Origin of the sequence: Secundilactobacillus yichangensis (genome assembly GCF_016861565.1) — a bacterium.
Lineage (GTDB): Bacteria > Bacillota > Bacilli > Lactobacillales > Lactobacillaceae > Secundilactobacillus > Secundilactobacillus yichangensis.
The window spans coordinates 1-24,016 of sequence record NZ_BOLK01000005.1 but is presented as its reverse complement, the minus strand read 5'-3'; the positions used below and the strand labels follow the sequence as shown (position 1 = coordinate 24,016).

At 45.1% G+C, this 24,016-nt stretch carries 22 protein-coding genes; 6 read left to right on the top strand and 16 right to left on the bottom strand.

What is annotated here, in order from left to right; all coding sequences use genetic code 11:
- Nucleotides 1–135: 135 nt before the first annotated feature.
- On the bottom strand, nucleotides 136–564 hold the full coding sequence (locus JUE95_RS05765) for a universal stress protein (protein ID WP_203649879.1): 429 nt from the start codon (nucleotides 562–564) through the stop codon (nucleotides 136–138).
- A 246-nt stretch (nucleotides 565–810) separates the two neighbouring features.
- Between JUE95_RS05765 and JUE95_RS05760 the strand changes: the two genes are divergently transcribed.
- The 3 genes from JUE95_RS05760 to JUE95_RS05750 all read left to right on the top strand — a co-directional run bounded on the left by JUE95_RS05760 (nucleotide 811) and on the right by JUE95_RS05750 (nucleotide 4,252).
- On the top strand, nucleotides 811–1,035 hold the full coding sequence (locus tag JUE95_RS05760) for a hypothetical protein (RefSeq protein WP_203649878.1): 225 nt from the start codon (nucleotides 811–813) through the stop codon (nucleotides 1,033–1,035).
- A 233-nt stretch (nucleotides 1,036–1,268) separates the two neighbouring features.
- A complete protein-coding gene (locus JUE95_RS05755) occupies nucleotides 1,269–3,188 on the top strand; it encodes a M13 family metallopeptidase (RefSeq protein ID WP_203649876.1) in 1,920 nt (639 codons plus the stop codon).
- A gap of 125 nt (nucleotides 3,189–3,313) precedes the next feature.
- Nucleotides 3,314–4,252 (top strand): nucleoside hydrolase, encoded by a 939-nt coding sequence (locus JUE95_RS05750; RefSeq protein WP_203649874.1) that lies wholly within the window; start codon nucleotides 3,314–3,316, stop codon nucleotides 4,250–4,252.
- A 72-nt stretch (nucleotides 4,253–4,324) separates the two neighbouring features.
- Here JUE95_RS05750 and citG read toward each other — a convergent pair whose 3' ends face one another.
- From citG to JUE95_RS05715, 7 genes are read right to left on the bottom strand one after another with little or no spacing between them, the layout of a single operon-like run.
- Complete coding sequence (gene citG, locus JUE95_RS05745; protein WP_203649872.1) at nucleotides 4,325–5,173, bottom strand: triphosphoribosyl-dephospho-CoA synthase CitG; 849 nt, start codon at nucleotides 5,171–5,173, stop codon at nucleotides 4,325–4,327.
- Nucleotides 5,174–5,175: 2 nt separating this feature from the next.
- Nucleotides 5,176–5,730: a citrate lyase holo-[acyl-carrier protein] synthase gene (citX, locus tag JUE95_RS05740; protein ID WP_203649871.1), complete on the bottom strand. Its 555-nt coding sequence runs from the start codon at nucleotides 5,728–5,730 to the stop codon at nucleotides 5,176–5,178.
- A gap of 27 nt (nucleotides 5,731–5,757) precedes the next feature.
- Nucleotides 5,758–7,296, bottom strand: coding sequence for a citrate lyase subunit alpha (gene citF, locus JUE95_RS05735; RefSeq protein ID WP_203649869.1), 1,539 nt, complete (start codon nucleotides 7,294–7,296; stop codon nucleotides 5,758–5,760).
- A complete protein-coding gene (gene citE, locus JUE95_RS05730) occupies nucleotides 7,286–8,200 on the bottom strand; it encodes a citrate (pro-3S)-lyase subunit beta (RefSeq protein ID WP_203649867.1) in 915 nt (304 codons plus the stop codon). Before citE ends, citF begins: the two co-directional genes overlap by 11 nt.
- A gap of 1 nt (nucleotide 8,201) precedes the next feature.
- A complete protein-coding gene (gene citD / locus JUE95_RS05725) occupies nucleotides 8,202–8,495 on the bottom strand; it encodes a citrate lyase acyl carrier protein (RefSeq protein WP_203649865.1) in 294 nt (97 codons plus the stop codon).
- Nucleotides 8,485–9,549, bottom strand: coding sequence for a [citrate (pro-3S)-lyase] ligase (citC, locus tag JUE95_RS05720; protein WP_203649863.1), 1,065 nt, complete (start codon nucleotides 9,547–9,549; stop codon nucleotides 8,485–8,487). The genes citD and citC overlap by 11 nt, the downstream gene beginning before the upstream one ends.
- A 1-nt stretch (nucleotide 9,550) precedes the next feature.
- The gene (locus JUE95_RS05715) at nucleotides 9,551–10,732 is read right to left on the bottom strand and encodes an NAD(P)-dependent malic enzyme (RefSeq protein ID WP_203649861.1); all 1,182 of its coding nucleotides are present in this window, start codon (nucleotides 10,730–10,732) and stop codon (nucleotides 9,551–9,553) included.
- A gap of 309 nt (nucleotides 10,733–11,041) precedes the next feature.
- Between JUE95_RS05715 and JUE95_RS05710 the strand changes: the two genes are divergently transcribed.
- Nucleotides 11,042–11,992, top strand: coding sequence for a sugar-binding transcriptional regulator (locus JUE95_RS05710; RefSeq protein ID WP_203649859.1), 951 nt, complete (start codon nucleotides 11,042–11,044; stop codon nucleotides 11,990–11,992).
- Between the two features lie 57 nt (nucleotides 11,993–12,049).
- Here the strand turns inward: JUE95_RS05710 and JUE95_RS05705 are convergent, their stop codons facing one another.
- From JUE95_RS05705 to JUE95_RS05675, 7 genes are all read right to left on the bottom strand, one after another.
- Complete coding sequence (locus JUE95_RS05705; RefSeq protein WP_203649857.1) at nucleotides 12,050–12,832, bottom strand: alpha/beta fold hydrolase; 783 nt, start codon at nucleotides 12,830–12,832, stop codon at nucleotides 12,050–12,052.
- A gap of 78 nt (nucleotides 12,833–12,910) precedes the next feature.
- Entirely contained in the window at nucleotides 12,911–13,840 is a 930-nt protein-coding gene (locus JUE95_RS05700; RefSeq protein WP_203649855.1) for an L-lactate dehydrogenase, read from the bottom strand.
- A 398-nt stretch (nucleotides 13,841–14,238) separates the two neighbouring features.
- A complete protein-coding gene (locus tag JUE95_RS05695; protein ID WP_203649853.1) occupies nucleotides 14,239–15,234 on the bottom strand; it encodes a LacI family DNA-binding transcriptional regulator in 996 nt (331 codons plus the stop codon).
- 30 nt (nucleotides 15,235–15,264) lie between these two features.
- Nucleotides 15,265–16,728 (bottom strand): UDP-glucose--hexose-1-phosphate uridylyltransferase, encoded by a 1,464-nt coding sequence (locus JUE95_RS05690; protein ID WP_203649851.1) that lies wholly within the window; start codon nucleotides 16,726–16,728, stop codon nucleotides 15,265–15,267.
- A 2-nt stretch (nucleotides 16,729–16,730) separates the two neighbouring features.
- Nucleotides 16,731–17,735 carry a UDP-glucose 4-epimerase GalE gene (gene galE / locus JUE95_RS05685; protein ID WP_203649849.1) on the bottom strand — a complete coding sequence of 335 codons (1,005 nt, stop codon included), beginning with the start codon at nucleotides 17,733–17,735 and terminating at the stop codon, nucleotides 16,731–16,733.
- Nucleotides 17,736–17,823: 88 nt separating this feature from the next.
- The gene (locus JUE95_RS05680; RefSeq protein WP_203649848.1) at nucleotides 17,824–18,996 is read right to left on the bottom strand and encodes a galactokinase; all 1,173 of its coding nucleotides are present in this window, start codon (nucleotides 18,994–18,996) and stop codon (nucleotides 17,824–17,826) included.
- 265 nt (nucleotides 18,997–19,261) lie between these two features.
- A complete protein-coding gene (locus tag JUE95_RS05675; protein WP_203649846.1) occupies nucleotides 19,262–20,989 on the bottom strand; it encodes a phospho-sugar mutase in 1,728 nt (575 codons plus the stop codon).
- Nucleotides 20,990–21,239: 250 nt separating this feature from the next.
- Here JUE95_RS05675 and JUE95_RS05670 point away from each other — a divergent pair, with 250 nt between their 5' ends.
- Both JUE95_RS05670 and JUE95_RS05665 read left to right on the top strand, forming a co-directional pair.
- A complete protein-coding gene (locus JUE95_RS05670) occupies nucleotides 21,240–22,595 on the top strand; it encodes a DUF2252 domain-containing protein (RefSeq protein WP_203649844.1) in 1,356 nt (451 codons plus the stop codon).
- A 139-nt stretch (nucleotides 22,596–22,734) separates the two neighbouring features.
- Nucleotides 22,735–23,844 carry a lactate oxidase gene (locus JUE95_RS05665; RefSeq protein WP_203649842.1) on the top strand — a complete coding sequence of 370 codons (1,110 nt, stop codon included), beginning with the start codon at nucleotides 22,735–22,737 and terminating at the stop codon, nucleotides 23,842–23,844.
- A gap of 66 nt (nucleotides 23,845–23,910) precedes the next feature.
- Here the strand turns inward: JUE95_RS05665 and JUE95_RS05660 are convergent, their stop codons facing one another.
- On the bottom strand, nucleotides 23,911–24,015 hold the full coding sequence (locus tag JUE95_RS05660) for an IS3 family transposase (RefSeq protein WP_268920899.1): 105 nt from the start codon (nucleotides 24,013–24,015) through the stop codon (nucleotides 23,911–23,913).
- Nucleotide 24,016 lies beyond the last annotated feature (1 nt).

Below are 24,016 nucleotides of genomic sequence, written 5' to 3'. Positions count from 1 at the left end.
ACCGTCAGTTTACCATGAGTGCCGTCAATTTTGAGGAATAAACACTTACTATTTCTCCGTATTCAAAAAGCGTACCTTCCCACTGATCAACAGCCAAAAAGTACGCATCTAAAAATTTTGTTTGCCGTTTCTGAATTAGTCACCAACAACTAGTACCGGTGTGATGGATCGACGAACAACATACCCCGTAGTTGAACCCATAATTGCTCGGTTCAGACCGTGAACACCGGACTTACCGATCACGGTCAGCGTGGTATCAAGCAAGTCTGGTAACGTTTCTGAGATCGCCTGCTTGGGAATTCCAACCTCAAATTCCGTTTCGACATCTACGCCAGCATCCTTAGCACGTGCCTTTGCTGCCTTCAAGGTTTCCTCAGCCTGTTCTTTCATATGTGCCATAATGTCGTCGCCAAAAATTGCCCCATACTGGGTATAGCTCTGATCATTGGCCACCGAAACAACGGTGATCTTCGAATCATAGTGCTTAGCAATATCAACCGCAGCATCAAGTGCCCGGTAAGCATTTTCACTGCCGTCCACTGGTACCAAAATTTTCTCAAACATGACTGACACCTCCACTCATTATTTATCCTTTATGCTACCACATTTGAAAGCGCTAACGTTAAAATTCGAACTAAAATATTGAACAAAATTTCACATTAAATTTCATGAAAATCTGGTCAAAAATTTTTTCTGTTTGTAAAACGCAACGTAACAGTACGTCACTTCACCTCTCCGAAATGTCAAGATTGAATTCCAAATTTTGGCTCCCTATAATGGAGCTTGAGTTTTCAAATCGGGGGGATATCAATGCAAGAGACGACAAAAGATTTATCATCAACTATCACGGAAGCCTACCATCACAACTGGGTTATTAAGCTGACGTTAAGCCGATCCCAAGCTGTCACGGGAATGGTCAACACTTCCCCAAGCCACGGTGTTTTTTACTTAACCCATAACGGTGACATCGAACGGTTTGAACTGGACGAATTAAACGACGTCACGGTCATCGAGAAAAATTGGTGGAAGATTTAAACCGGAATTAACTTTCCGAAAGTCAGCTGACGTTTTGTCATCAGCAGCACTGACTTTTTAATTCATGTCAAACAGCTCATCATTCAGTTTAGGGAACTAAACGGTGTGCGAATTCGGCGATTGTCAGAGTAAGCAACTACTCTGGCAGCGCCTTTTTTGTATCCAGAACTGTATGAAAGCTAAACTGGTAGTGTATAATAAAAGCAGTCTACAAACAAGATGGAGGTTATCAAATGGCAGATAAAATTGATCATAGTTTAATCAAAACTGATTTATACGACGCCGTAAACGGCGAATGGCTCAAAACAGCCACGATCCCCGGTGACCATTCAACGACGGGCGGCTTTACCGACTTGTCGGATGGTATTGAAAAAACGCTAATGGCCGACTTCAAAGATTTATTAGCCGGTAAATTAAAGCCTGAAAACGATGAAATGAACGAATTCAAGCAATTTTATGAACTGGTCAGTGACTTTGATAAACGGGACAAGGACGGCAGCGCGCCTTTAAAGCCCTACCTCGATCGAATCGAAGCGCTGAACAGCTATCAGGACCTCAGTGACCAGTTAGCTGACTGGATCTTAACCGGTCTGCCGACCCCATTTTCACTGGATATCGACTCTGATATGAAAGATTCTACCAAATACGCTTTATTCGCTAGCGGTCCCCGACTATTCCTGCCGGATAAAACCTACTACGAGAAAGATAACCAAGCCGCAAAACAGTTGCTGCCAGTCCTTGAAAAAATGATGGCTCAGTTGTTCAAACTAGCAGGCTATAAAGAGGCCGAAACACAATCGATCATTGAAAAAGCCACGGCCTTTGATAAACTGATCGCACCGCACGTAAAATCAGCCGAGGAGAGCGCTGATTACAGTAAAATGTATAATCCCCGCTCACTTGACCAAATCGCTGATAGTACCGATAAATTAGACCTGAGAACAGCGATTACCAGCCTGCTTCATGGCACACCGGAAAAAATCATTACTACTGAACCGGACTACTTCGATGCCTTAGGTGATTTGCTGACCGATGACCACTTCCAGATGATGAAGAGCTGGCTGCTCTTTAAGACCGTAATGGGCTTATCCAGTTACTTAACTGACGAACAGCGTCAGACCAGCACGATTTATGGCCGGGCAATGAGCGGCCGTAAGGAAGCCCGCAGCCAGGAAAAGTCTGCGTATGATTTAGCCACTGGTACCTTTGACCAAGTTGTCGGCGATTACTACGGCCGCAAATACTTTGGCGAGACAGCTAAACAAGACGTCCACGACATGGTCGTCAAAATGATCAACGTTTATAAGAAACGCTTAGCTAACAATACTTGGCTGGGCAAAGCTACCCGCGAAAAAGCAATTCTGAAACTCGATAAATTAGGAATTCAAGTTGGTTACCCCGACAAAATCGACCCGCTTTACAGCAAATTCAAAGTCACTCCTGCAAGCAACGGCGGCAGCGTACTGTCAAACTTAATGACGTTTACGCGCATCCGTAACGAAGACGATTTTTCACGCTGGAACCAGCCAGTTGACCGAACTCGCTGGGAAATGAGCGCCTCAACCGTTAACGCCTACTTCCACCCGTTCTACAACATCATTGTTTTCCCAGCTGCTATCCTGCAGGCACCGTTCTACAGCCTCAAGCAGTCTTCAAGCGAAAACTTTGGCGGTATCGGCGCTGTAATTGCTCATGAAATTTCTCACGCCTTTGATAACAACGGTTCGTTGTTTGACGAAAACGGCAGTCTCAACAACTGGTGGACCGAAGCTGATAATCAGCACTTCCACGAATTAGCCGAAAACATGGTCAAAGAATTCGATGGCCTGCCATACGCTGGCCAAAAGGTGAACGGTAAGCTCACCGTTTCCGAAAACATTGCCGATGCCGGTGGCCTCAGCTGTGCTTTGGAAGCCGCTAAGGGAGAACCGGACGTGGATCTCAACGCCTTCTTCCTTAACTGGGCAAAGATCTGGCGCCAAAAGGCCACTCCGGAACGGGAAAAACTGCTTCTTTCCATTGACGTCCACGCCCCAGCAAAACTGCGGGCCAATGTTCAAGTTCAAAATCTGGATGACTTCTTCAGCACCTTTGATATTCAACCAGGTGACAAGATGTATATGGCGCCGGAAAACCGCGTTAAGATTTGGTAATCTACGTACAGCAAAACGGACTCCTTTTCGGGAGCCCGTTTTTGTTCGTCCAGTCACCTCTTCGCGCTTGACTGACACAAAATTTTTACGTACCATGTTTAACAAAATGGTTGGAGGCTTTTTTCATGCATAATGTTTATTTTGATCATGATGGTAACGTTGACGATTTGGTTTCACTTTTACTGCTGCTTCAGATGCCAGACGTTAACCTCATTGGCGTCGGCGTTATCGATGCTGACGGCTATGTCGATCCCGCGTCTTCCGCTTCCCGGAAGATCATCGACCGGTTTGGCCATGAGGGCCGTAAACCGGCAACGGTGGCAAAGTCTAATTCCCGTCCAGCGCATCAATTTCCTAAAGAATGGCGGTTAAGTGCTTTTTCGTTTGACGACTTCCCTATTCTAAACGAACATGGTGAACCCAAAACACCGTTAGCGAAAAAGCCAGCTCACCTGGACATGGTAGATGCCATCAAACAGTCTGATACCCCCGTCACTTTGGTGATGACCGGGCCATTGACTGATCTAGCCCGCGCGTTAGCCGCAGAGCCAACTATTGCTGACAACATTGAGCAGCTATACTGGATGGGCGGTACCATGAACAGTCAAGGCAACGTTGCCGAGCCAGGACAAGATGGCACTGTGGAGTGGAATGCATACTGGGATGCACAGGCCGTTAAGGCAGTCTGGGATTCACCAATCAAAATTACCATGGTGGGGCTAGACAGCACCGATCAAGTCCCGTTGACAAAGGAGCTTAGGACACGCTGGGCAAAACAGCGACGCTATCCCGCCCTTGACCTCATTGGCCAGGGTTACTCACTGGTCCATTCTTTTGAAGCTAACTCCACCTACTACCTGTGGGACGTTTTAACGACCTTGATCAGCAACTATCCTGAACTGGTAGACTCAGTTCCGGTTAAGAGCGATGTCATCGACCACGCACCGGCTGAAGGCCGCACGTTCATTACTGACAATGGCCGTGACATTACTTTTGTTACCAACGTTCATGCTAAGGCCTTCTTTGATAAAATCGACGAACTAGCTAAACTCGCTACTGATTAACTCAATAATACCAGAACAGTAAAAAGCGGATATCCCAGATGGATATCCGCTTTTACTATCTAGTCTTAAGTTCTAAATAATGCCCTCACGCAAGCCTAGAAAAATGGTCAAAATCAGTAGATCCGCTGATCCGCCCAAACTCAGGTTACGCTCGGTAAAAATATTGTTTAATTCATTAAGAAATGCCATTCCCTGTGCTGTTCGGCTGCCGCCTAGAGCGAAGTAACGTTTGGACTGCTGGTGCGCCCAGTCAACGATATCGTTAGTTTGGGCACGTTTCACTAAATTAGTGTCTACGCTGTTGCCAACAATTGTCATCAACGTATCCAGCAGGCGCTGGTTCTTGGTTCCCTGGTGCTTTTTTAAAGCTGGCAGAGCAACATCGAATACCGTTGGGAAACCGGCCTCAGCTTCACCACGGATGCCTTTAATACCATAAGCTAAATACTCTTTTTCACCGGCCGTTAACGATTCAGGTGACTTATCAGCTAGCCCTTTAAAATCATTAACTGTCAGATCTTTCAGCATTAATTGAACGATTTTCTGTAACGAAAGTTCGCTATGATCAGCACGATAGGCATCCGCTGTGACCAAAATTCCCAGTGAGAAGATGGCACCCTTATGCGTATTAACACCTTGAGTTGCCCCAAACATCGCCCGTTCAGCTTCGACGCCAGCAGGCCGAATGGCTAAGAACAACGCTCTCAGATCATCACCATGGAAACCAGCACCGTGTTCAACGCAACGGTTAAAGTACTGCCGTAAACTCATAGTGCTGTCAATAAAGGTAAAAACGTCCATATCCGGATGCGGACCGCTGGAAACGGGATCAACCAATCCTGGCTTAGGATTCACGCTAACTTCGTAAAGCAACGCACGTAAAGCATCGCCAACCAGCGCATCCTTTTCAGTTTCATTCATGTCTAACGTCCTCCTGCAGGCTCAAATTCAGCGGTGTAAATTTCACTGATTCGAGCTTGTAATTCCGCTACAGAATGACGTCTGGAACGGGCGCAATCCTTAGCTTCACGATTGCAGATCAGACATTTACGTACCGGCAAATCAAAGTCGGAACGGGACAGTGCCCGCTCACCACCAGCGTGCAGCACGTCAACATCGAACAGCCGGCCAAGATGGTCGTGGTCTTCGAAATTAACGGCTAACCGTTTCACAGTTGTAGGGTCTAGTTCAATGGTTATGAACAGCTCATTACCTGTTAGTTTATCCCACTGCGTTACCGTTTGAAAGTGCCGAGTCTGCGCCTTCAACTGGTCGTAAAAACGTTGCATACCGGCAGTAAAAAGCTGCTTAATCTGCGCGTTGTTCTTAATTGGCCCAGGAATATTCAGTTTAATGGCAATCAGCGTTTCGTTTGGATAATGCTTCAGCAATTGTTGCTGCAGTGCCACCCGCGCATCACGATTTTCAAGCACATCAGTGATTTCTTGCGGCTGACCAGTTTGAAAAATGGCGGTCATCAACTCAGTCCTTTCTTAAATCTAAATTTAGTCCTTAACTTCCTTGATCGTGTCAATAATTGAACCATCACGGTATTCGATCATGGCAACGGTCCGATCAGTGAATTCAAGCGGCTTTGGCTTACCCACTTTTTGTTCAGCCAACTTTTGGAGGTCTTCAATCTTGTAAACTGGCACACCAGGCAAGTTGCCAAGTGCTTTTTGAAGGTCTTTGCGCTTGGGGTTGATTGCAATCCCATATTCAGTAACCAAAACGTCAACGGAATCACCTGGGGTAACAACAGTGGTGACGTCTGGCACAACCGTTGCAATCCGGCCACGAACTAATGGTGCGGAAATGATGGTCAGCTTAGCCGTTGCGGCATCTTGGTGACCACCAATGGCGCCACGGATCACACCGTCGGAACCTGACATCACGTTCACGTTGAACTTCGTGTCAATTTCTAAGGCACTCAGAATAACTACGTCCAATTGGTCAACCATGGCACCCTTGTTATCAGGATCAGCGTACCATGACGCGTCAATTTCTTGTTGGTTGGCGCTGGTGTGCATTGATTCAGCAGCACCCTTGTCAAAGTCTTGAACGTCCATGATTTTATCGATTAAGCCTTCCTTCAATAAGTCAGTGGTTGGCTTGGTAATCCCACCCAGAGCAAATGAGGCTTTGATCTTATTATCGATCATGGCTTGACGCAGGTAACGGGTAACGGCTAACGCTGCACCGCCGGAACCAGTTTGGAATGAGAAGCCGTCCTTGAAGTAAGGTGAGTTAACGATGACATCGTTAACCGTTGAGGCAATTTTTAATTCCTTAGGGTCCTTCGTGAAACGGGTAGCGCCAGAACCAATCTTATCAGGATCCCCAACCTTATCAACTTTCACCACGTAATCCACTTGAGTCTGCTTGATTGAAGCTGGTGTGTTTGGATAACTCACAATGTTATCAGTCAATAAAACGACTTTGTCGGCGTATTGGGCATCCATTAAAGCATAACCCAATGAACCGAAGACGGCGTCGCCATCCATCCCGTTGGCGTTACCAAGTGCATCCGCATTAGGAACACCCAAGAAGGCAACGTCAATCTTAATGTCGCCGTGTTCGATTGCCCGGGCACGGTTACCGTGTGAACGGAAGATCACTGGGTTCTTTAAACCACCGTGTGACACGAAGTCACCCAATGAGCCACGCATACCAGAACTGGTGATGTTGGTGATGGTACCAGCTTTGATAGCTTCAATCACCATGTCGTTCATCACACCAGTCAATGATGATGGTGCCAAGGTCAAGTCCTTGTAACCAGCATCAATAATTTCACGCATCACCATATTGAATACAAAGTCACCGTTTCGGAAGTGGTGATGGAAAGAAATGGTCATACCATCCTTTAAAGTATCTTTGATGACTTGCTTGATCGAGGTAACAACCTTATCGTCACCGGTTGAAACGTGCACTTTAGGCGCAACCCGTTGAATCTCTGGATGACCAATTTCAGTGGATTCGAATGGTTGGTAGTTCAAATCCTTCATAACATCTTCTGGTAAGTCGCGATTAACACTATTTTTCAATGTAATTACCCTCCTCATCAACTAGGTTGGAAGCCTTAGCAAGCCGCATTACACGTTGCGCACGTAAAACAACTGGCCGATCGACCATTTGACCGTTCATAGAAATCACACCTGAACCCTTAAGGCGGGCTTCTTCAATGGCGTTAATAACGTTCTTGGCGTTGAGAATTTCCTTTTCAGTTGGTTCGTAAACTTTGTTAACCATTTCGATTTGACGGGGGTTAACCAGTGACTTGCCGTCGAAACCAAGTTGGTGAATGTATTCTGTTTCGCGGTAGAAGCCTTCAGTGTCGTCCATGTTGGTAAAGACGGTATCAAAGGCGGCAACACCTGCCGCACGGGCAGCATGAAGCACCATGTTACGGGCGAATTCAAGTTCGGCGCCATCTGGATAACGGTGGGTCTTCATATCAGTGGTGTAATCTTCAGCTGACAAAGCAATCCCAATCATCCGGTCTGAAGCTGCGGCGATTTGCGGTGCGTTCAACACACCCTTGGCACTTTCAATGGCAGCCATCAGATGAGTTGAACCCTCTTCTCTGCCAAATTCCTTTTCGGCAGCTAAGATGTCAGCCTCAAGTTGTTGCACCATTTCTGGTGATTCAGCTTTTGGCAAACGGATAACGTCGATGCCGGCTTTAACCATTGCTTTAACGTCGTTAGCATAAAATTCAGTATCTTGACCGTTGACCCGGACAACTAATTCTGCGTTGCCGTAGTCTTGGGTTTGGAGTGCTTCGTATACCAATACACGAGCAGCATCCTTTTCTGACAGTGAAACGGAATCTTCAAGGTCAAACATGATTGAGTCGGCGCCATAGATACCGGCATCCTTCACCATTGCTGGGTTATTACCCGGAACAAACATCATTGTCCGACGTAAACGTTCTTCATTTTCAGCCATTTTATAATACCTCCCATGCTGGTTGATTGGTGGTCTGGCTAGCACGTTGCGCTGCCGCAATCGTACGGGCCTTGATCACACAGTCAAGCGCACCTTTGTCTACCGCTTTTACCTTAGCTGCGTTAATGCCTAAGTGATTAAGCGTTGTTGTAATGACCTGACGAATCTGATCGCCGAATTGTTTTTCCACATCGGACTGTAAATCAATTTGAATGCCATCGGTTGCTTTAGAGATCATAATTTGAATATCTGATGATTCTAAAGTTCCAGCAACAGCTGTTTCTTTAATTTCCATCAATGTTCATTCCTTCCTGAATCCGTTTTTGTAGGGTTGTTAAATGATTTTGGATAAAGCGAGCCGTCGTTTCCGGCACAAATGCCGTTAAACTGCTTGTCTCACCATTTTTGATGAACTGTCTAACTTGTGTTGCGGTGATCACTTGCTGATCACCAGTAAGTGTCTGATGACGATCAATCACCTTCACCTCAACTGCCGGCGGTAATTCTCGTGTCAGCACTTCGTTGTAAATATTGGTTGTCCGCGATAACGGTTCAGAACCAACGTAGCGGACCTTGATATTCAAAGCCGGAGCGATGACGTTCCGAAAGATGCGGGCATCTAACGTTGTCTGATATGTCACAGCGTGATCCGGTGACGCTAAGAAGTAGGCTGGGAACGTGACGTAGCTGACCATGTAGTCACCGCCGTTAACAACGATCACGTTATCTAAATCAGCCGTACCATCCTTCACTAACTGGAACCGTTCTGCGGTACTAAACAATGACGCATCCGTATTCACCACGAAAACGTAAACTAGATCGTTTTGTTTCGCAGCCCGTTCCACCAGATACCTATGACCCAGTGTAAACGGGTTCGCGTTCATGACGATTCCGGCGACTTGTTTATCGTCTTGATTATCGACGCGGGGAATCTCAGCCAGAAAGTCGTGAACATCCGGACTGCCGGTTTCTAAGAACGCTGCCTCGTCTGAATGCACCAGCTCGCTGAAGCCAATATGCTGAAAGCTATCGCTGTACTTGAGTTTAGTAAACACAAACAGATGATAAACGTGGTTGGCAAACTGACGGTTGACCAGCTCCGAAACAATGGCGTTGAAACGGGAGCCGGTAGTCACGCCCTTATTGCAAACCCCGATATATTTGAGCACGTTACCAGCAACGGACCCCGTAGCCACCAAATCATCACCGTTATAAATACCGATGGTGTAATCGATTTGGTCAACTTCATTGGCCGAAAAGTTGGTGATATTCAGACTGGTCAAAAAGTCTTGCCAGTCCTTTTTCACCTTAGGGTTGCTCAGGTATAAATCGACAATTTGGTTGTCCATATCAGGCCTCCGTAATCAATTCTTTCTTCTGATCATCGGCGTAATCTTCAACTGATTTACTGACAGTCGCTACCACTTGATCATTAAATACACCGGGAACGACCTCTTCAGCAGTGGGTGTTTCAACGACACTAGCCAGTGCTTTAGCAACAACTAGCTGAAGGTTTGAATCAACGTGAGTGATCCCACTGGCTAATAGACCCTTGAACAAACCGGGGAACGCCAAAATGTTATTGACTTGGTTAGGATGCTGGCTGGAGCCAGTAGCAATCACCTTGGCACCCGCCTTAGCGGCTTCTTCTGGTTCAATTTCTGGAACCGGGTTTGCTAACGCAAAAACGATCGGGTCGTTAGCCATCCGCTGAACGTCGTGCCCTGACAGCAAATGCTGATCAGAAAGGCCAATAAAGACATCTTGGTCATCCATGACATCGGTGAGCTTCAGGTCCTTTTGATCATCACTGCTGTTAATTTTGGCAGCAAATTTACGTTGGTAACGGTTATAGCGCAAGTCATTTGGTGTAACAACGCCATAGACATCGACCAGCGTCAGGTTTTTGATACCCGCTGCGTAAAGCAATTTTGCAGTCGCCAATCCCGAAGCACCGATACCGTTGATCACAACGCGCATGCTCGTCAGTTCTTTGCCAACCACCTTAGCGGCATTGATCAATCCGGCTAGAACGACAATGGCAGTCCCTTCTTGGTCATCATGATAAACTGGAATATTCAGTGACTTACTCAAAGCTTCTTCAATTTCAAAACACTTCGGTGCCGCAATATCTTCCAAATGAATCCCGGCAAAAGACTGCGAGATGTTTTGAACCGTTTTAACGATTTCTTCAGGTGACACCTGATTTACGGCAATGGGAATGGCGTTGATCCCCGCCAAGTCCTTGTATAGTAAGGCTTTACCTTCAATAACTGGTAACCCGCCGGCAGGGCCAATATTACCTAAGCCCAGAACGGCCGAACCATCCGTGACCAAAGCAATTAATTTACCGCTTACGGTATACTTATTTTTTAACTCCGGCTGCTTTGCAATCAGCTTAGATAGCACCGCTACCCCAGGCGTATAGGCTTTCCCTAAATCGGCTTTATTATGTACGCCTAAGTCGGACTGGATATCCAAGACACCCGTATGATTCTCATGCACTTTTAAAATTTCGTTATTATCTGTCAATCGCACCACTCCTTCTAAACAGACACTTGTGATTTTATTATCAAGCTTTTTCTACACTTTTAGTTTACTCCGTCTTTTTAACTTTTTCAAATATATTTTGTATTTTTGATATTTTTAAAATAAATATTTTTGTTCTGACAAAAGTATTTAAAAAAGTGAGTTTTTTAGATTATCATGCTATGATAGTAGGGAAGCAATCAAAAGACTTGTTTAATGCTGACCCGTTTCAGCATTTTCGAAGAGAAGACAATCCAGGTACTGATAGTAGTTTAGTCACACCTGCAGTTCACATTTATAGGAGGAACCTCATTGGATAACATGAAATCCCGCGAGCAGTTAGCTAACATTGCTCGCGATTACTACCTATCTAAACTCACTATTTCGCAAATATCCAAGAAATATAACCTCAGCCGTTATTTGATCACTAAAGCATTAGACGATGCACTGACCAATGGCCTAGTTAAAATCTCGATCAACGCACCCATTGACCGTAATATGGAAATGGAGGCACGGTTTAAGAAACAGTTTGACCTGCAAAATGCCTTTATCTTGAAAGATGCGGATAATACTAACGAAGACTACGAAAACATTGTTGAATTCGCTGCTGAAGAAATTCAGGATATGCTGCACCGCAGTTCGGTTATCGGCGTTGGTTGGGGCGGTACAGTTGCCAACGTCATTAACCATTTTCAATCGGAAATTCTTGATGACATCGTTTTTACGCAGTTTATGGGTGATAATCTAAAGTATAATTCAACCTTAGGTGCAACGCCGCTAGTTCAAAAAGCTGCTACCAAATTTGGTGCCAGTTTCCGAACCATTCCAGCTCCGCTTTACATTCTTAACGATTCAACCAGAGCTGCCCTTCAGGATGAACCTGCGCTGATCTCCGCGTTTACTACCATGGCCAAGATGGATCTGCTTTTTGCCGGTATCGGCACCCTAGCTTCAGTTGATTCAATTCCGCTATGGCGCAACCACCGCAGTGAGATCTTGGGAGATATCGAACCGGATGACGTGGCAGGCATGTTATATGGTCGGCCATACGATATTAACGGCCGAATTCTAAATACCGATCACGATAAGCTCTTTGGAGCATCGCTAGATGTCATTCTCACAGTCCCTCACCGGCTGGCCATCGTTAAGAGTAAGTTTAAGGGCCGGGCTCTGCTTGGTGCTTTACGTGGCGGTTTAGTCACCGACTTTGTCACCAATGAATCCGTTGCAAACAGAGTCCTACTTGAAATGGATCGCTCGTAAGTTGTTGAATAAAAAAACGACTGATTTCCCAGTTTAGGAAATCAGTCGTTTTTTTATTTATAGTTCTTTCAAAAACGCTGATAGTGCGTCATTAAAAGCAGCTGGCTGTTCTGCCATCACAATGTGACCAGAACGATTGATCACTTGTGACTGCCCCTGTGGTACCAAACCCGCAGTAGCTGCCGCAAATTTAGGGTCAAAGTAAGGCGACTTTCCACCGGCAATCACTAACAGTGGCACCTGCAAGCCTAAGAGGACATCACGCCAATCTTGAAAGGCATGGTCGACTAAGCAGACATAGTTTTCTTCAGCATCGTATGGATGTGCCTGTCTAGCGACCTGAACCTTAGAACGAACCTCTTCGGAAACTGGTGTGGCCGTTCCTGAACCCAACGGGAATTTTAACATTGCCGGGAAAGTTTCCCACGTCAGCCCCTTGAACCCATACTGCCACGTCTCATCACTGATCATCTTGGGGCTCTGGTCAATATCGACCAAAGCACTGAACTGCTGCGTGCCGAACAACGATACGTAAGCAAACAGTGTACTGGCACCCATGGAATTACCAATCCCGATTACATTGTTTACTTCCAGGTGTGCCAGTAATTCCTGCACGTCGATCGCATGCCGGCTGATTCGCCGCCCTTTCAGCGTCCGCTGTGAAGCACCCTGATTCCTGGCATCTAAATTAATTACCCGATAACCGGCTTCAATCAAGAACTGTTTCGTGGGTAGCCAGATTTCACGGTAACTGCCAATCCCATCAAGCAGTAAAACCGGCTGACCGTCACCTTCATCGGTATAGGAAAGCTTAACATGGTCACTTGTAATAAAGTCCATTTTTTCACCTCAAATAAAAAACGAGCTGTCAGCATTAGCCTACCCAACTCGTTTAATTAATTTTATTTTATCACTTAATTATTCAGCAGCTAGCAAAATTTCGTTCATCTTACGCGCTGATTCTTGCATCTTCTCTGTCTCTTCGTCAGTCAAACTCACTTCGATGACCTGGCGAATACCGCCACCGTTAATAACAGCAGGTGTCCCAATGTAGCCGTCTTCCAGACCATATTGACCGCTAACCGGCGCTGAAATTGGCATCACTAAGTTTTCGTCCAGTAAAATAGCACGGCAAATCTTCATCAGACTAACGGCAACGCCATAGAAAGTTGCACCCTTACGACTAATGATCGCGCCACCCTTTTTCTTAACGTCGTCCTCGATTTGAGCTAACCGGGCAAGGTCAACGTTTGGCAAGCTTAATAATGGCTGGCCGCTAACCGTTGCTTCATTATAAGCAGCAAAGGAACTGTCACCATGTTCGCCTAAAACGTAAGCGTCAACGTCACTGGTGCTAACATCTAATTCCTTACCAAGTGCAACCTGCAAACGGGCACTGTCTAATGAAGTACCGGTACCAATCACACGGTTCTTTGGAAAACCAGAAATGTGCTGTGTTAAAGCAGTCAAAATATCAACCGGGTTAGCTGAAACAACGAAGACGCCATTAAACCCACTTTCAACAACAGGTGCCACGATTGATTCCAAAATTTTAGTGTTTTTATTTACAAGGTCAAGACGGGTTTCGCCGGGCTTACGCGGAACACCAGCAGTCAGAACCACGATGTCTGCATCCGCAGCATCCGAATATTCGCCGGTTCTGATTCGGGCTGGCATCATCATTGGTGTTAAATCTTCCAAATCAAGACTATCACCTTCAGCGTGTTCCTTTTGAAGGTCAACGATTACCAATTCATCGATCCCGCAATTTTGTAAAAGTGAAAAAGCAAATGATGACCCAACGGCGCCATCACCAACCAATAATACTTTCCGGTGCTTTTTTATCATAATGATAGTCTCCTTTCAGCCAATCCTGATATCTAATGACTAACTCCGCTAAATTTGTTTGTTATTTATGTCACATTCATTATACTGCATTTTAAATAAAAAGTGTTTACTTTTTTAAAAAATATCGGTATTTTTTTAAATTTATTAAATTAGTTTTTACTAAATAGCAAAAAACGATGGTTTTAGTTAAGGCAATCAATTTAACATGGTATCAGATCGTTTGCAATACTTTTCACGAATTCACTATTTAGCCTCAATTTTCAGTGTTGCACTGTCAACCTTTAGAAGGCTAAACGATTTTGCTTGTGAAGCTGACTAAGAATTAAATTTTGAACAAAAAAATCTAGCTCGGCCATTAGCCTTGCTAGATTTGATGGCACATTTTCATGTTTCGAAACTTAACGCGTGCTCTTTCGAATGATCAGCTTAGTGCCAACTGATACTTTCAGCGGTACTTCACGGCCCCGTTCAAGACGGCTTTGCATTAACTCCACAGCACTGATCCCCATTTGGTCGGTTGCAACGTGGACGGCACTGAGCTCGGGATAAACATACTTAGCCACCGAGGTGTCATTGAAACTAAATAAGCTGACCCGGTCGGGAACTTCAATGTTCTCCTCGCCCAATGCTTTTAACGCGCCAATCGCCATGGGATCATTACTGACAAAGAAGGCATCGGGTAAATCATCACCCAAGTCCTTCACAGCTTGTTTCATTAAATCATAGCCTGCTTGGTTGGTGTAGTTACCCTCATAAGCAAATCGCGGTTCAAACAGGTTACGTTCCGTCATAATTGATTTAAACGCTTTAAATCGTGGATCTGGAATCTTGAGCTTGCCATCCGTCGTATATTCGGAACCATAGATAATTCCGAGATTACGGCTCCTTGGCAGTAAATAATCGATTACTTTAAGCACCGCTGGTTTGAATTCAGTCACAACGCTATCAAATCCACGCGCCATCTCGCTCCAGTCCACAAAGACCAGATTATCACTGATAGCGCTCAGTTCATCAACCTGTGCCTCGCTGTATTTACCAACCGCAATGATGCCATCGACATCCTTATCGATTTCTGAAACCTGATTTTGAAAAACTGGAATCGTTTGAATGTGCAATTCCTGGCTCCGCTTTTCAATCTCCATTCGAATCGTCATGAAGTAAAGATCATCCAGCTCTTTATTGATTGAATACCACTGAACTACGGCAATCTTATAATTCTCAGGCGTTTTGGGTACCCGCTTATTTTTGGTATAGTTCAGCTCCTCCGCGACCTCAAAAATACGTTGCCGCGTACTGTCACTGACAGATAACGTCGTATCGTAATTAAGAACTCGCGAAACAGTAGACAGGGAAACACCCGCTTTTTGAGCGATATCTTTTAAAGTCACTTTCATGGTAATGTTTCCCTCCTTGTTTAAATTGACCTACCCAATCTGAGCGATAAAGCGGTCAAAGGCTGCTTGCCCTTTAGCATCCCACTTAAAGACCCCAGCATCTTGCAGAACACGCGCAAAGACTTTACCGATAGACTGATCAATAATGTCATCAGCATTGTCAGCAGTAAATTGATGATCTGCCTTTAACTGATCAGCCCACGTCTTGTGATAATCCTTCATTTCGTTTGGTTTACCCAATACGTACTTTTTAACTTCTTGCATTTCCGTCTTGAGCCGCGCAGGTAAAATCGCCCGCCCCATGACTTCAATCAAACCGATGTTTTCCTTCTTAATGTGCTGCACATCCTGATGAGGATGGAAGATACCGTCTGGGTACTTCTCTGAGGTTTGGTTATCCCGCAAAACGACGTCCAAGACGAACTTTGAACCGCGACGATAAGCAATTGGCGTAACCGTGTGGTGCCGTTCGCCATTAGTGTACGAACGAACATCAACTGATTCGTCATCGTAGTGCTTCCAGCTATCAGCAATAGCAGTAGCAGCATTGATCAGCGGTTCAGGAGTATCACCTGAAAGGCGAATCGTCGACATTGGCCACTTCACGATTCCAGCATCCACATTATCAAAACCGGCTAACTTAATTTTACGATCCAACGGTGATTTCATCATTGGAAAATCGTGTCTGCCGCCCTGATAATGATCCTGTGCCAGCATTGAACCACCAACAATTGGTAAGTCAGCGTTGCTGCCCACAAAGTAGTGCGGGAACAGCCGGACGATTTCCAATAAGTTGCCAAACGTATGCTGGTTGATCACCATTGGCCGGTGTTCCTGCAGCAAGAAGATAGCATGTTCGCTAAAGTACGCGTATGGCGAGTACTGGAAGCCCCAAGGTTCACCGCCAAGGGTTAACCGAATAACCCGGTGGTTAGTCCGTGCAGGGTAGCCCAGCCGGCCACGATAACCTTCGTTTTCAATCGCTAACTGACTCAGCGGATACGTGTTGGTCTTCTGTGTCCGAGCCGCTGCAATTGCCTTGGGATCCTTTTCAGGCTTCGACAAGTTAATGGTAATTTCCAGATCACCGTATTGCGTTGGTGCGTTGAAAACAATGTTTTTTGCAATTGATCTCGTTTTAATGTAGTCGTTTTTACGACTTAACTTATAGAAGAAATTGGTCGCATCTTCCGGTGATTTTTGGTATTCATTCCAGAATTCCTGGTTTACCTTAGCTGGCGTTGGGGTCAGCAAATCGGTCAACTCCGCTTCCAGAATGTCCCGGTCAGATTGACTGTCTTCAATTTTACCGTTTTTAATGGCAGTTTCAAGCAAAGCGTCCACGAGATCCAGTAGATCATCGCTCTTTGCCTCAACAGCAGGATCATCACCCACTAGGCCCAAGACCCGGTTAGTCACGTAAATCCGGTCTAATGGCTGATAAGTGCCGCTGTCAATGATTGCATCAACAAATTGATCAACAGTTTTTGTCATAATTAGACTTCACCTCGGTCATTGTAGCCCTTTGGATGAGATTGCTTCCAGTTCCAAGCGGTTTTAATAATTTCCTTCACATCATCATACTGCGGCTTCCAGCCTAAGACTTTACGTGCTTTGTCACTAGCCGCAATCAAAGTACTTGGGTCACCGGCACGACGGGGAGCATCTTCAGCAGGAATTGGTTGCCCAGTTGCTTCACGAGCAGCTTCCAGGATTTCCTTATTAGAGAATCCGGTTGATGAACCAAGGTTAAAGGCATTACTGTCATTACCGGCCTTCAAATATTCCAAAGCCAGAATATGAGCATCCGCTAAGTCCACAACGTGAACGTAATCACGGACGTTGGTACCGTCTTTTGTAGGGTAGTCGGTACCAAAGATCTTCAAACCAGTCCGCTCACCCGCAGCAACTTGTAAAATAATTGGAATCAAGTGGGTTTCTGGATGGTGATCTTCACCAATTGAGCCATCAGCCTTGGCGCCAGCAACGTTAAAGTAACGCAGAGCAACAAACTTGATACCGTATGCGAGATCAGACCAGTGAATGATCTTTTCCATGCATAACTTACTCTCGCCATATGGGTTAGTTGGAATCTGCGGGTCAGTTTCCTTGATAGGAATCTGCTTTGGTTCGCCGTAAGTAGCGGCTGTTGAACTGAAGATGATCCGCTTAATGTCGTGGTCACGCATTGCTTTCAGTAAGGTGATCATGCCACCAGTGTTGTTATCAAAGTACTTCAATGGATCCTTCATCGATTCCGGAACGATTGAAAAGGCAGCAAAGTGAATCACGCCTTCAACGTTCGTTTCCTTGTTAAAGACTTCATCCAAAAAAGCCCGGTCATGAATATCACCCTGGTAAAAACGGGCCTTAGGGTTGACCGCTGCTCGGTGACCTGTAATCAGGTTATCGATTACCGCAACGTCATATCCCTTTTCAATCAATCGATCAACTGTGTGTGAACCAATATAGCCCGCACCACCTAATACAACAACTGTCATAAATGATTACCTCCATGCTTTCTCTTTAAGCTAATTCCGATACAAAAGCGCTCTGCAAGTTTGATTGCTTTGCGCTTTTTTAAAAATATTAAGCTTTGATTTCTCTTGGGCCATCGCCGATACTTGCAACGTAAAAGCTAGCTGCATAACCGATTTCCTTCTTGTAAACATCACCGACGTTCTTGATAAAGTCATCAACGTTAGCTTTGTTGACAATGGCAATGGCGCAGCCACCGAAGCCGGCACCCGTCATACGAGCACCAAGAACCCCTGGTTGCTTCCATGCGGTTTCGGCTAAGGTATCCAATTCCTTACCCGTAACTTCATAGTCATAATGTAAGGAAACGTGTGATGCATTAACTAATTTACCGAAGTCTTCAAGCTGTCCATTACTCAAAGCCTTCTTCGCACGCAACGTCCGCTGGTTTTCAATAACCGCGTGACGTGCACGTTTGATCAAGGTATCATCGTTGACTAGGTAAGCATCCTTATCGAATTCTTCTTGTGATAGGTCACCTAGCGTCTTAACGTCAACGCCGCCCTTTTGCAAAAGAGCCACAGCCTTTTCACATTCTGACCGACGTTCGTTGTACTTAGAATCAGTAAGTTCACGCCGTTTGTTGGTATTCATGATCACAATCACGTTGTCACCTAATTCAACGGGAACGTATTCATACTTCATCGTATTAGCATCAAGTAATACGGCTTGGTTCTTCTTGCCCATGCCAATAGCGAACTGATCAAGGATACCGGTGTTAAGACCTAAGTAATCATTTTCAACAGCTTGGCCATTCTTGATCAACGTCATCTGGTCAACGCCCCAGTTAAACTCTTGATTTAAAATGTTACCAATTAACAGTTCAATTGATGCGGATGAAGAAAGACCTGAAGCGTCTGGTAAATCGCCGTGAACAAAGAGGTCAAACCCATGATCAACGGTCTTGCCCTGCTTTGCCATTTCGTACATGACACCGCGTGGGAACTTAGCCCAGCTATCATTTTTATCAAAATCCAGTTTATCAATTGGGAAGGTCAAAACGCCGGCATCTGGAAGGTTAGCGGAATAGACGCGAACCTGGTCGTCTTTACGACCTGCATAGACACCATAAGTTCCCATGGTGATAGCGCAAGGAAAAACGTGACCGCCGTTATAATCAGTATGTTCACCAATTAGATTGATCCGGCCTGGTGCAAAGTAAACTCGTTCACCTTCGTAACCAAAAGCTTTCTTAAATTCTTCTTTTAAGCTTTGATAGTCCATAATTATGCCTCCACAAATTTTACTAAATTTTTACTACCTCTAAAGTAACCTAAAATCGGGGGAATGTCAACGAAAAATGAAATCGTTTTCTTTAGCTTTAAATCAATCTTTTTACGCGTTCATAATTACTCAATATCAATACTGGCTAAGCTGACGCGGTCCAGCGAGATAAAAGCGGTCCGATCTGATCAACTAACAAATTGATTAAACCGAACTGCTTTTATTTTTACTACAAATGCAAACTCACCTTTGCAACTCGCTTATCTTAATCTTTTACCCACTGAGTCAAAGCCTTTTCGAAATCAGTTAATTTCTGCGTGGCTTCTGCGTCAGTTTTACCGTTAGTCCCAATGTAGAACTTGATTTTTGGTTCAGTACCTGAAGGCCGTACGGCGATCCAAGTACCATCTTCTAACCAGTATTTCAATACGTTTGAAACTGGTAATGAAAGTTTTTCAGTGCTGCCATCTTGATGGGTAGCTACCTGGGTCTGATAATCATCCGTAGTTTCAACTTTGATGCCAGCAAACTCGGTTGGCTTACTCTCACGCAATGACTTCATAATTGCGGCCATCTTGTCAGCACCATCGACACCATCAAATTCTTTAGCAGTCGTCTTTTCTTTGTAATAACCATACGTCTTGTACAGCTGTTGAATACCATCGTAAAGGGTCAGTCCCTGCTGCTTGTAATACGCAGCAACTTCAGCCAGCAGAATCGTTGATTGAATGGCATCCTTGTCACGGACGAATGGGTTAATCAAATAACCGAAGCTCTCTTCAAAACCAAATAGGAAGGTGTGGTCATGATTCTGCTCAGCCAGTTTGATCTGCTCGGCAATGTATTTGAACCCAGTCAGCACGTTGACCATCTTGACACCATAATGATCAGCAATCTTAGTTGCTAATTCGGTCGAAACGATTGATTTTACAACCATCCCGTCTGCTGGTAACTTGCCAGCATCCTGCTTAGCTTTCAAAATGTAATTCAGTAAGACTGAAGCAATCTGATTACCAGTCATCAGTTGATATTCACCATTAGGCATCCGAACGGCGGCACCCAAACGGTCAGCATCAGGGTCGGTGGCAACCAATAAGTCAGCGTCTTCCTTCTTACCCAGTTCAATCGCCATGTTGAAGGCTTCTGGAAATTCTGGGTTTGGGTGGGTAACCGTTGGAAATTCTGGATCAGCAATGGCTTGTTCCTTGACCATCGTAAAGTGGTTATACCCGGTATCTTTAAGTGCTCGGTAACCAATGATATGACCGGTCCCATGCAACGGTGTGTAAATCAAAGTCATGTCTTTGCCGACTTCATCCACTAGTTTTGGATTGATTGAAACAGCCTTAACACCCGCCAGATAATCTTCGTCAACGTCTTCACCGATGATGTGAACTAAGTTTTGCTTACGTAAAGTCGTTTCCTTGACTGTCTTAACGGTGAACATGTTATCAATACCGTTGACATATTCAGTGATCTGGTCAGCAGCCTTTGGTGGCATTTGACCGCCATCTGGGCCGTAAATCTTAAACCCGTTGTACTGCTTCGGGTTATGACTAGCCGTAATCATGATACCGGCATACGTGTGCAAGTGACGAACGGCGAATGATAATTCTGGTGTGGGCCGAATGTCGTCAAACACAAAGCTTGGAATCCCATGAGCACCTAATACTTGTGCTGAATGGTGAGCAAATTCACGTGAGTGATAACGAGAATCAAAGCTAATTGCAACTCCACGCTGCTTATCCTTATCATCCAACGTATCCATAAAGCGCGCTAGGCCTTCAGCAGCTGCGCCCACGGTGTAAATGTTCATCTCACCGATGCCGGGACCAATTAGTCCCCGCATACCGGCAGTTCCAAACGCCATCGGTTTCGTAAAGGCGTTCTCCAAAGCTTCCTGGTCACCCGCCATATCCGTTAATTCTTGTGCTAATGCAGGATCTAAGTCTTGATAGTTCTTCCATACTTGATAATTATCTTGCCAAGTCATCGTATCGCCACTCCTCTTGTTTTAAATTGCTCATTCTCTATTATGCTTCCGACTTAAGTATAAGCCGAAACAGTCAAAAATAGTAAAATTTTTACTAAACAATTTTAATTATTTGTATTCTTTGGATACCCTTACAATTTTACCATCTTTCATATCCGCTTGCAGTGCGGATCTCAATTGCACTGATGCAATTTAGAATCCGTCGAGTGGTAAACTAGAATTAATATACGTGAATACGAGGAGAGCTATAATGAGTGTTAAACCATTTGATTTTAGTCAGCTGTTCGTACAACAGCCATTAGCGCAGCAAAAGAAGTTTGGCAAAAAATTACGTACCGCTTATCCGTTTGAAAAACTTGGTCACTACATTGCTGTAAATCGTGACTCTACTCAGTTAATGGATGAAGTCCGTTCAATCTTGATCCCTGAGCTGTTACCAGAACGTACCCAACGAATGGGTCAGTCTAGTTTTACCTTTTTTCGGGGAACTGCTGAATTAATGGAGTATGATTTGGCTCACCAGGATAACTCACCCATTCATACTGTTAGCTGCGGCGATGCCCACATTGGTAATTTCGGCTTCTTTGGCTCACCGGAACGCCAGCTGCTATTCGATCTCAACGATTTTGATGAAGCGGGCATCAACCCCTTTGAATGGGATGTGAAACGGCTGGCTGTCAGCACCCTGCTGGCTGGCCGTGAACATCAATTTGAGAATGAAAAATTAACCTTATTAGTGAAGGGACTTGGCGAAACCTACCGTAAAAGTTTACAGGATATGTTTGAAAAAACCGCGTTAAATCGGTTCTACCCTGTCAATAGCGTTGAGAATATCTTGAACACGATTCCGTCTAAGGAAATGCATACTAAGAAACTCAGTAAATTTCTCGCCAAAGCTGGCAAACGCGATTCGGAACAGGTGGTTCGGAAATTTACGACGACGGATGCCGACGGTCAGATCTTGTTCAAGGAAAATCCGCCGCGAACCCGGCACGTTAAAGACCGGGTGACCAAGCACATGGCCAAATATCTGGTTCAATACCGGCAATCGCTGTCTCCCGATGTTAGCCTGATGCTTTCCCAATACAACGTCACCGACGTTGTCCGCCACAGTGTCGGCGTGGGCAGCTTCGGTTCGCTGTGTTACTTATTGCTGCTCACCGGTACCGATGATTCACACCTGGTGTTGCAAATTAAAGAAGCACTTCCGCACCGTCAATTAGCTAATCAGCTGGAAGAGGAAAACGTTCAGTACGAACAAAATGAAGGTAAGCGAATCGTTGACTGCCAGAAGATTCTTCAATCCGCATCCGATCCGTTTTTGGGGTATTTTGCAACCGAAAAGAAAAGCTTTTACGTTCGTCAGTTCCGTGATATGAAAGCCTCCATTGAACTGTCTGAACTGGACTGGGATCAATTCGATGCCTACGCTAAGACCTGCGCATGGGTACTAGGCATTGCCCATGCCCAAAGTCCAACTGCCGGCGTGGTTCTGGGTTACACTGGTCATTCAGATAAATTTGATACCGCAATCCAAAGCTGGACAACCGCTTACGTTAAGCAAGTTGATGAAGATTTCACTGCTTTTAAACACCATCGTCTATGAATTTAACCCGCTGCTTGATTGACTTTCTACCAAGCAGCGGGTTCTTATTTCAAACCGCGAGGCCATATTCTTGACTGTCTTACTAAGGGTAAGTATGCTGAAGCCACCAAATATATATTCTTTGCTGGAGGCAAATATTATGGCATTCACCAATGGTTACGAACAAAACGAAAACGAAACGGCTCTCAAATTTCTAAACTTAAACCAGTTGGAGACAGAAGCTAAAAAAATTATTCCTACCGGTGGCTTTGGCTATATCAGCAGCGGTTCAGAAGATGAATGGACCTTGCAGGCTAACCGGAAGGCATTCCAACACCGTCAAATCGTTCCTAAAGCACTGAGTAATATGGAAGATCCTCAAACTGATACCACGGTCTTCGGCTTAGATTTAAAAACACCAATCATGATGGCACCTGCTGCGGCACAAGGGTTAGCTCACGCTAAGGGTGAAGTTGATACCGCCAAGGGGGTCGCTAAAGCGGGCGCCTTAATGGCACAAAGTACCTATTCATCGACTTCGATTGCTGATACTGCCGCGGGCGGCAACGGTGCTCCCCAATTCTTCCAGCTTTACATGAGTAAAGACTGGGCCTTTAACCATGCCCTTTTAGATGAAGCTAAAAAAGCGGGAGTCAAGGCGATTATTCTCACCGTTGACGCAACCGTGGGCGGCTACCGTGAAGCCGATATTATTAACAACTTCCAGTTCCCAATTCCAATGGCTAACCTGGTCAAGTTCAGTGAAGGCGATGGTGAGGGTAAGGGTATTTCGGAAATTTACGCTGCTGCCGCTCAAAAGATCGGCCCAGACGACGTTAAACGCATCATTGATTACACTGATTTACCTGTCATTGTTAAGGGAATTGAATCCCCTGAAGATGCTCTTTACGCCATTGGCGCGGGTGCCGCTGGTGTTTATGTTTCTAATCATGGTGGCCGTCAGCTTAACGGTGGTCCTGCCAGCTTCGACGTTCTTGAAAGCGTGACTAAGGCTGTTAACCATCAAGTCCCCGTCATTTTTGACTCTGGCGTCCGCCGTGGATCTGATGTATTCAAAGCCATTGCTCTCGGTGCCGACTTAGTTGGTATTGGTCGGCCCGCAATCTACGGCTTAGCTCTGGGTGGTGCAGATGGCGTTTATTCCGTCTTTGAACACCTGAACAAGGAATTAAAGATCGTGATGCAGCTGGCTGGAACCAAGACGATTGAAGACATTAAACACGCAAAATTATTAAATATTCAGTACTAAAAGTTCAAAATTAAAGGGCTCAGACGGCTCGACTCCTGTCAAGTGGACAGTCAAATAATTAAAAGTTTATGCGCAATTTTGAATGGCATGATTTCGGTATTTTTCCGGGGTCATGCCATTTAGTGTTTGTTGCAGACGTTCGTTGTTGTACCAATAAATATACTGGTTAATT

Excerpts from the sequence above, each read along its gene's own strand:
- JUE95_RS05675 (WP_203649846.1), bottom strand. The coding sequence starts at position 20,989 with ATGACTTGGCAAGATAATTATCAAGTATGGAAGAACTATCAAGACTTA.
- JUE95_RS05690 (WP_203649851.1), bottom strand. The coding sequence starts at position 16,728 with ATGACAAAAACTGTTGATCAATTTGTTGATGCAATCATTGACAGCGGC.
- galE (WP_203649849.1), bottom strand. The coding sequence starts at position 17,735 with ATGACAGTTGTTGTATTAGGTGGTGCGGGCTATATTGGTTCACACACA.
- JUE95_RS05700 (WP_203649855.1), bottom strand. The coding sequence starts at position 13,840 with ATGATAAAAAAGCACCGGAAAGTATTATTGGTTGGTGATGGCGCCGTT.
- JUE95_RS05705 (WP_203649857.1), bottom strand. The coding sequence starts at position 12,832 with ATGGACTTTATTACAAGTGACCATGTTAAGCTTTCCTATACCGATGAA.
- citC (WP_203649863.1), bottom strand. The coding sequence starts at position 9,549 with ATGGACAACCAAATTGTCGATTTATACCTGAGCAACCCTAAGGTGAAA.
- citE (WP_203649867.1), bottom strand. The coding sequence starts at position 8,200 with ATGGCTGAAAATGAAGAACGTTTACGTCGGACAATGATGTTTGTTCCG.
- JUE95_RS05750 (WP_203649874.1), top strand. The coding sequence starts at position 3,314 with ATGCATAATGTTTATTTTGATCATGATGGTAACGTTGACGATTTGGTT.
- JUE95_RS05755 (WP_203649876.1), top strand. The coding sequence starts at position 1,269 with ATGGCAGATAAAATTGATCATAGTTTAATCAAAACTGATTTATACGAC.
- JUE95_RS05680 (WP_203649848.1), bottom strand. The coding sequence starts at position 18,996 with ATGGACTATCAAAGCTTAAAAGAAGAATTTAAGAAAGCTTTTGGTTAC.
- JUE95_RS05670 (WP_203649844.1), top strand. The coding sequence starts at position 21,240 with ATGAGTGTTAAACCATTTGATTTTAGTCAGCTGTTCGTACAACAGCCA.
- JUE95_RS05760 (WP_203649878.1), top strand. The coding sequence starts at position 811 with ATGCAAGAGACGACAAAAGATTTATCATCAACTATCACGGAAGCCTAC.
- JUE95_RS05695 (WP_203649853.1), bottom strand. The coding sequence starts at position 15,234 with ATGAAAGTGACTTTAAAAGATATCGCTCAAAAAGCGGGTGTTTCCCTG.
- JUE95_RS05665 (WP_203649842.1), top strand. The coding sequence starts at position 22,735 with ATGGCATTCACCAATGGTTACGAACAAAACGAAAACGAAACGGCTCTC.
- JUE95_RS05765 (WP_203649879.1), bottom strand. The coding sequence starts at position 564 with ATGTTTGAGAAAATTTTGGTACCAGTGGACGGCAGTGAAAATGCTTAC.
- citG (WP_203649872.1), bottom strand. The coding sequence starts at position 5,173 with ATGAATGAAACTGAAAAGGATGCGCTGGTTGGCGATGCTTTACGTGCG.
- citX (WP_203649871.1), bottom strand. The coding sequence starts at position 5,730 with ATGACCGCCATTTTTCAAACTGGTCAGCCGCAAGAAATCACTGATGTG.
- citD (WP_203649865.1), bottom strand. The coding sequence starts at position 8,495 with ATGGAAATTAAAGAAACAGCTGTTGCTGGAACTTTAGAATCATCAGAT.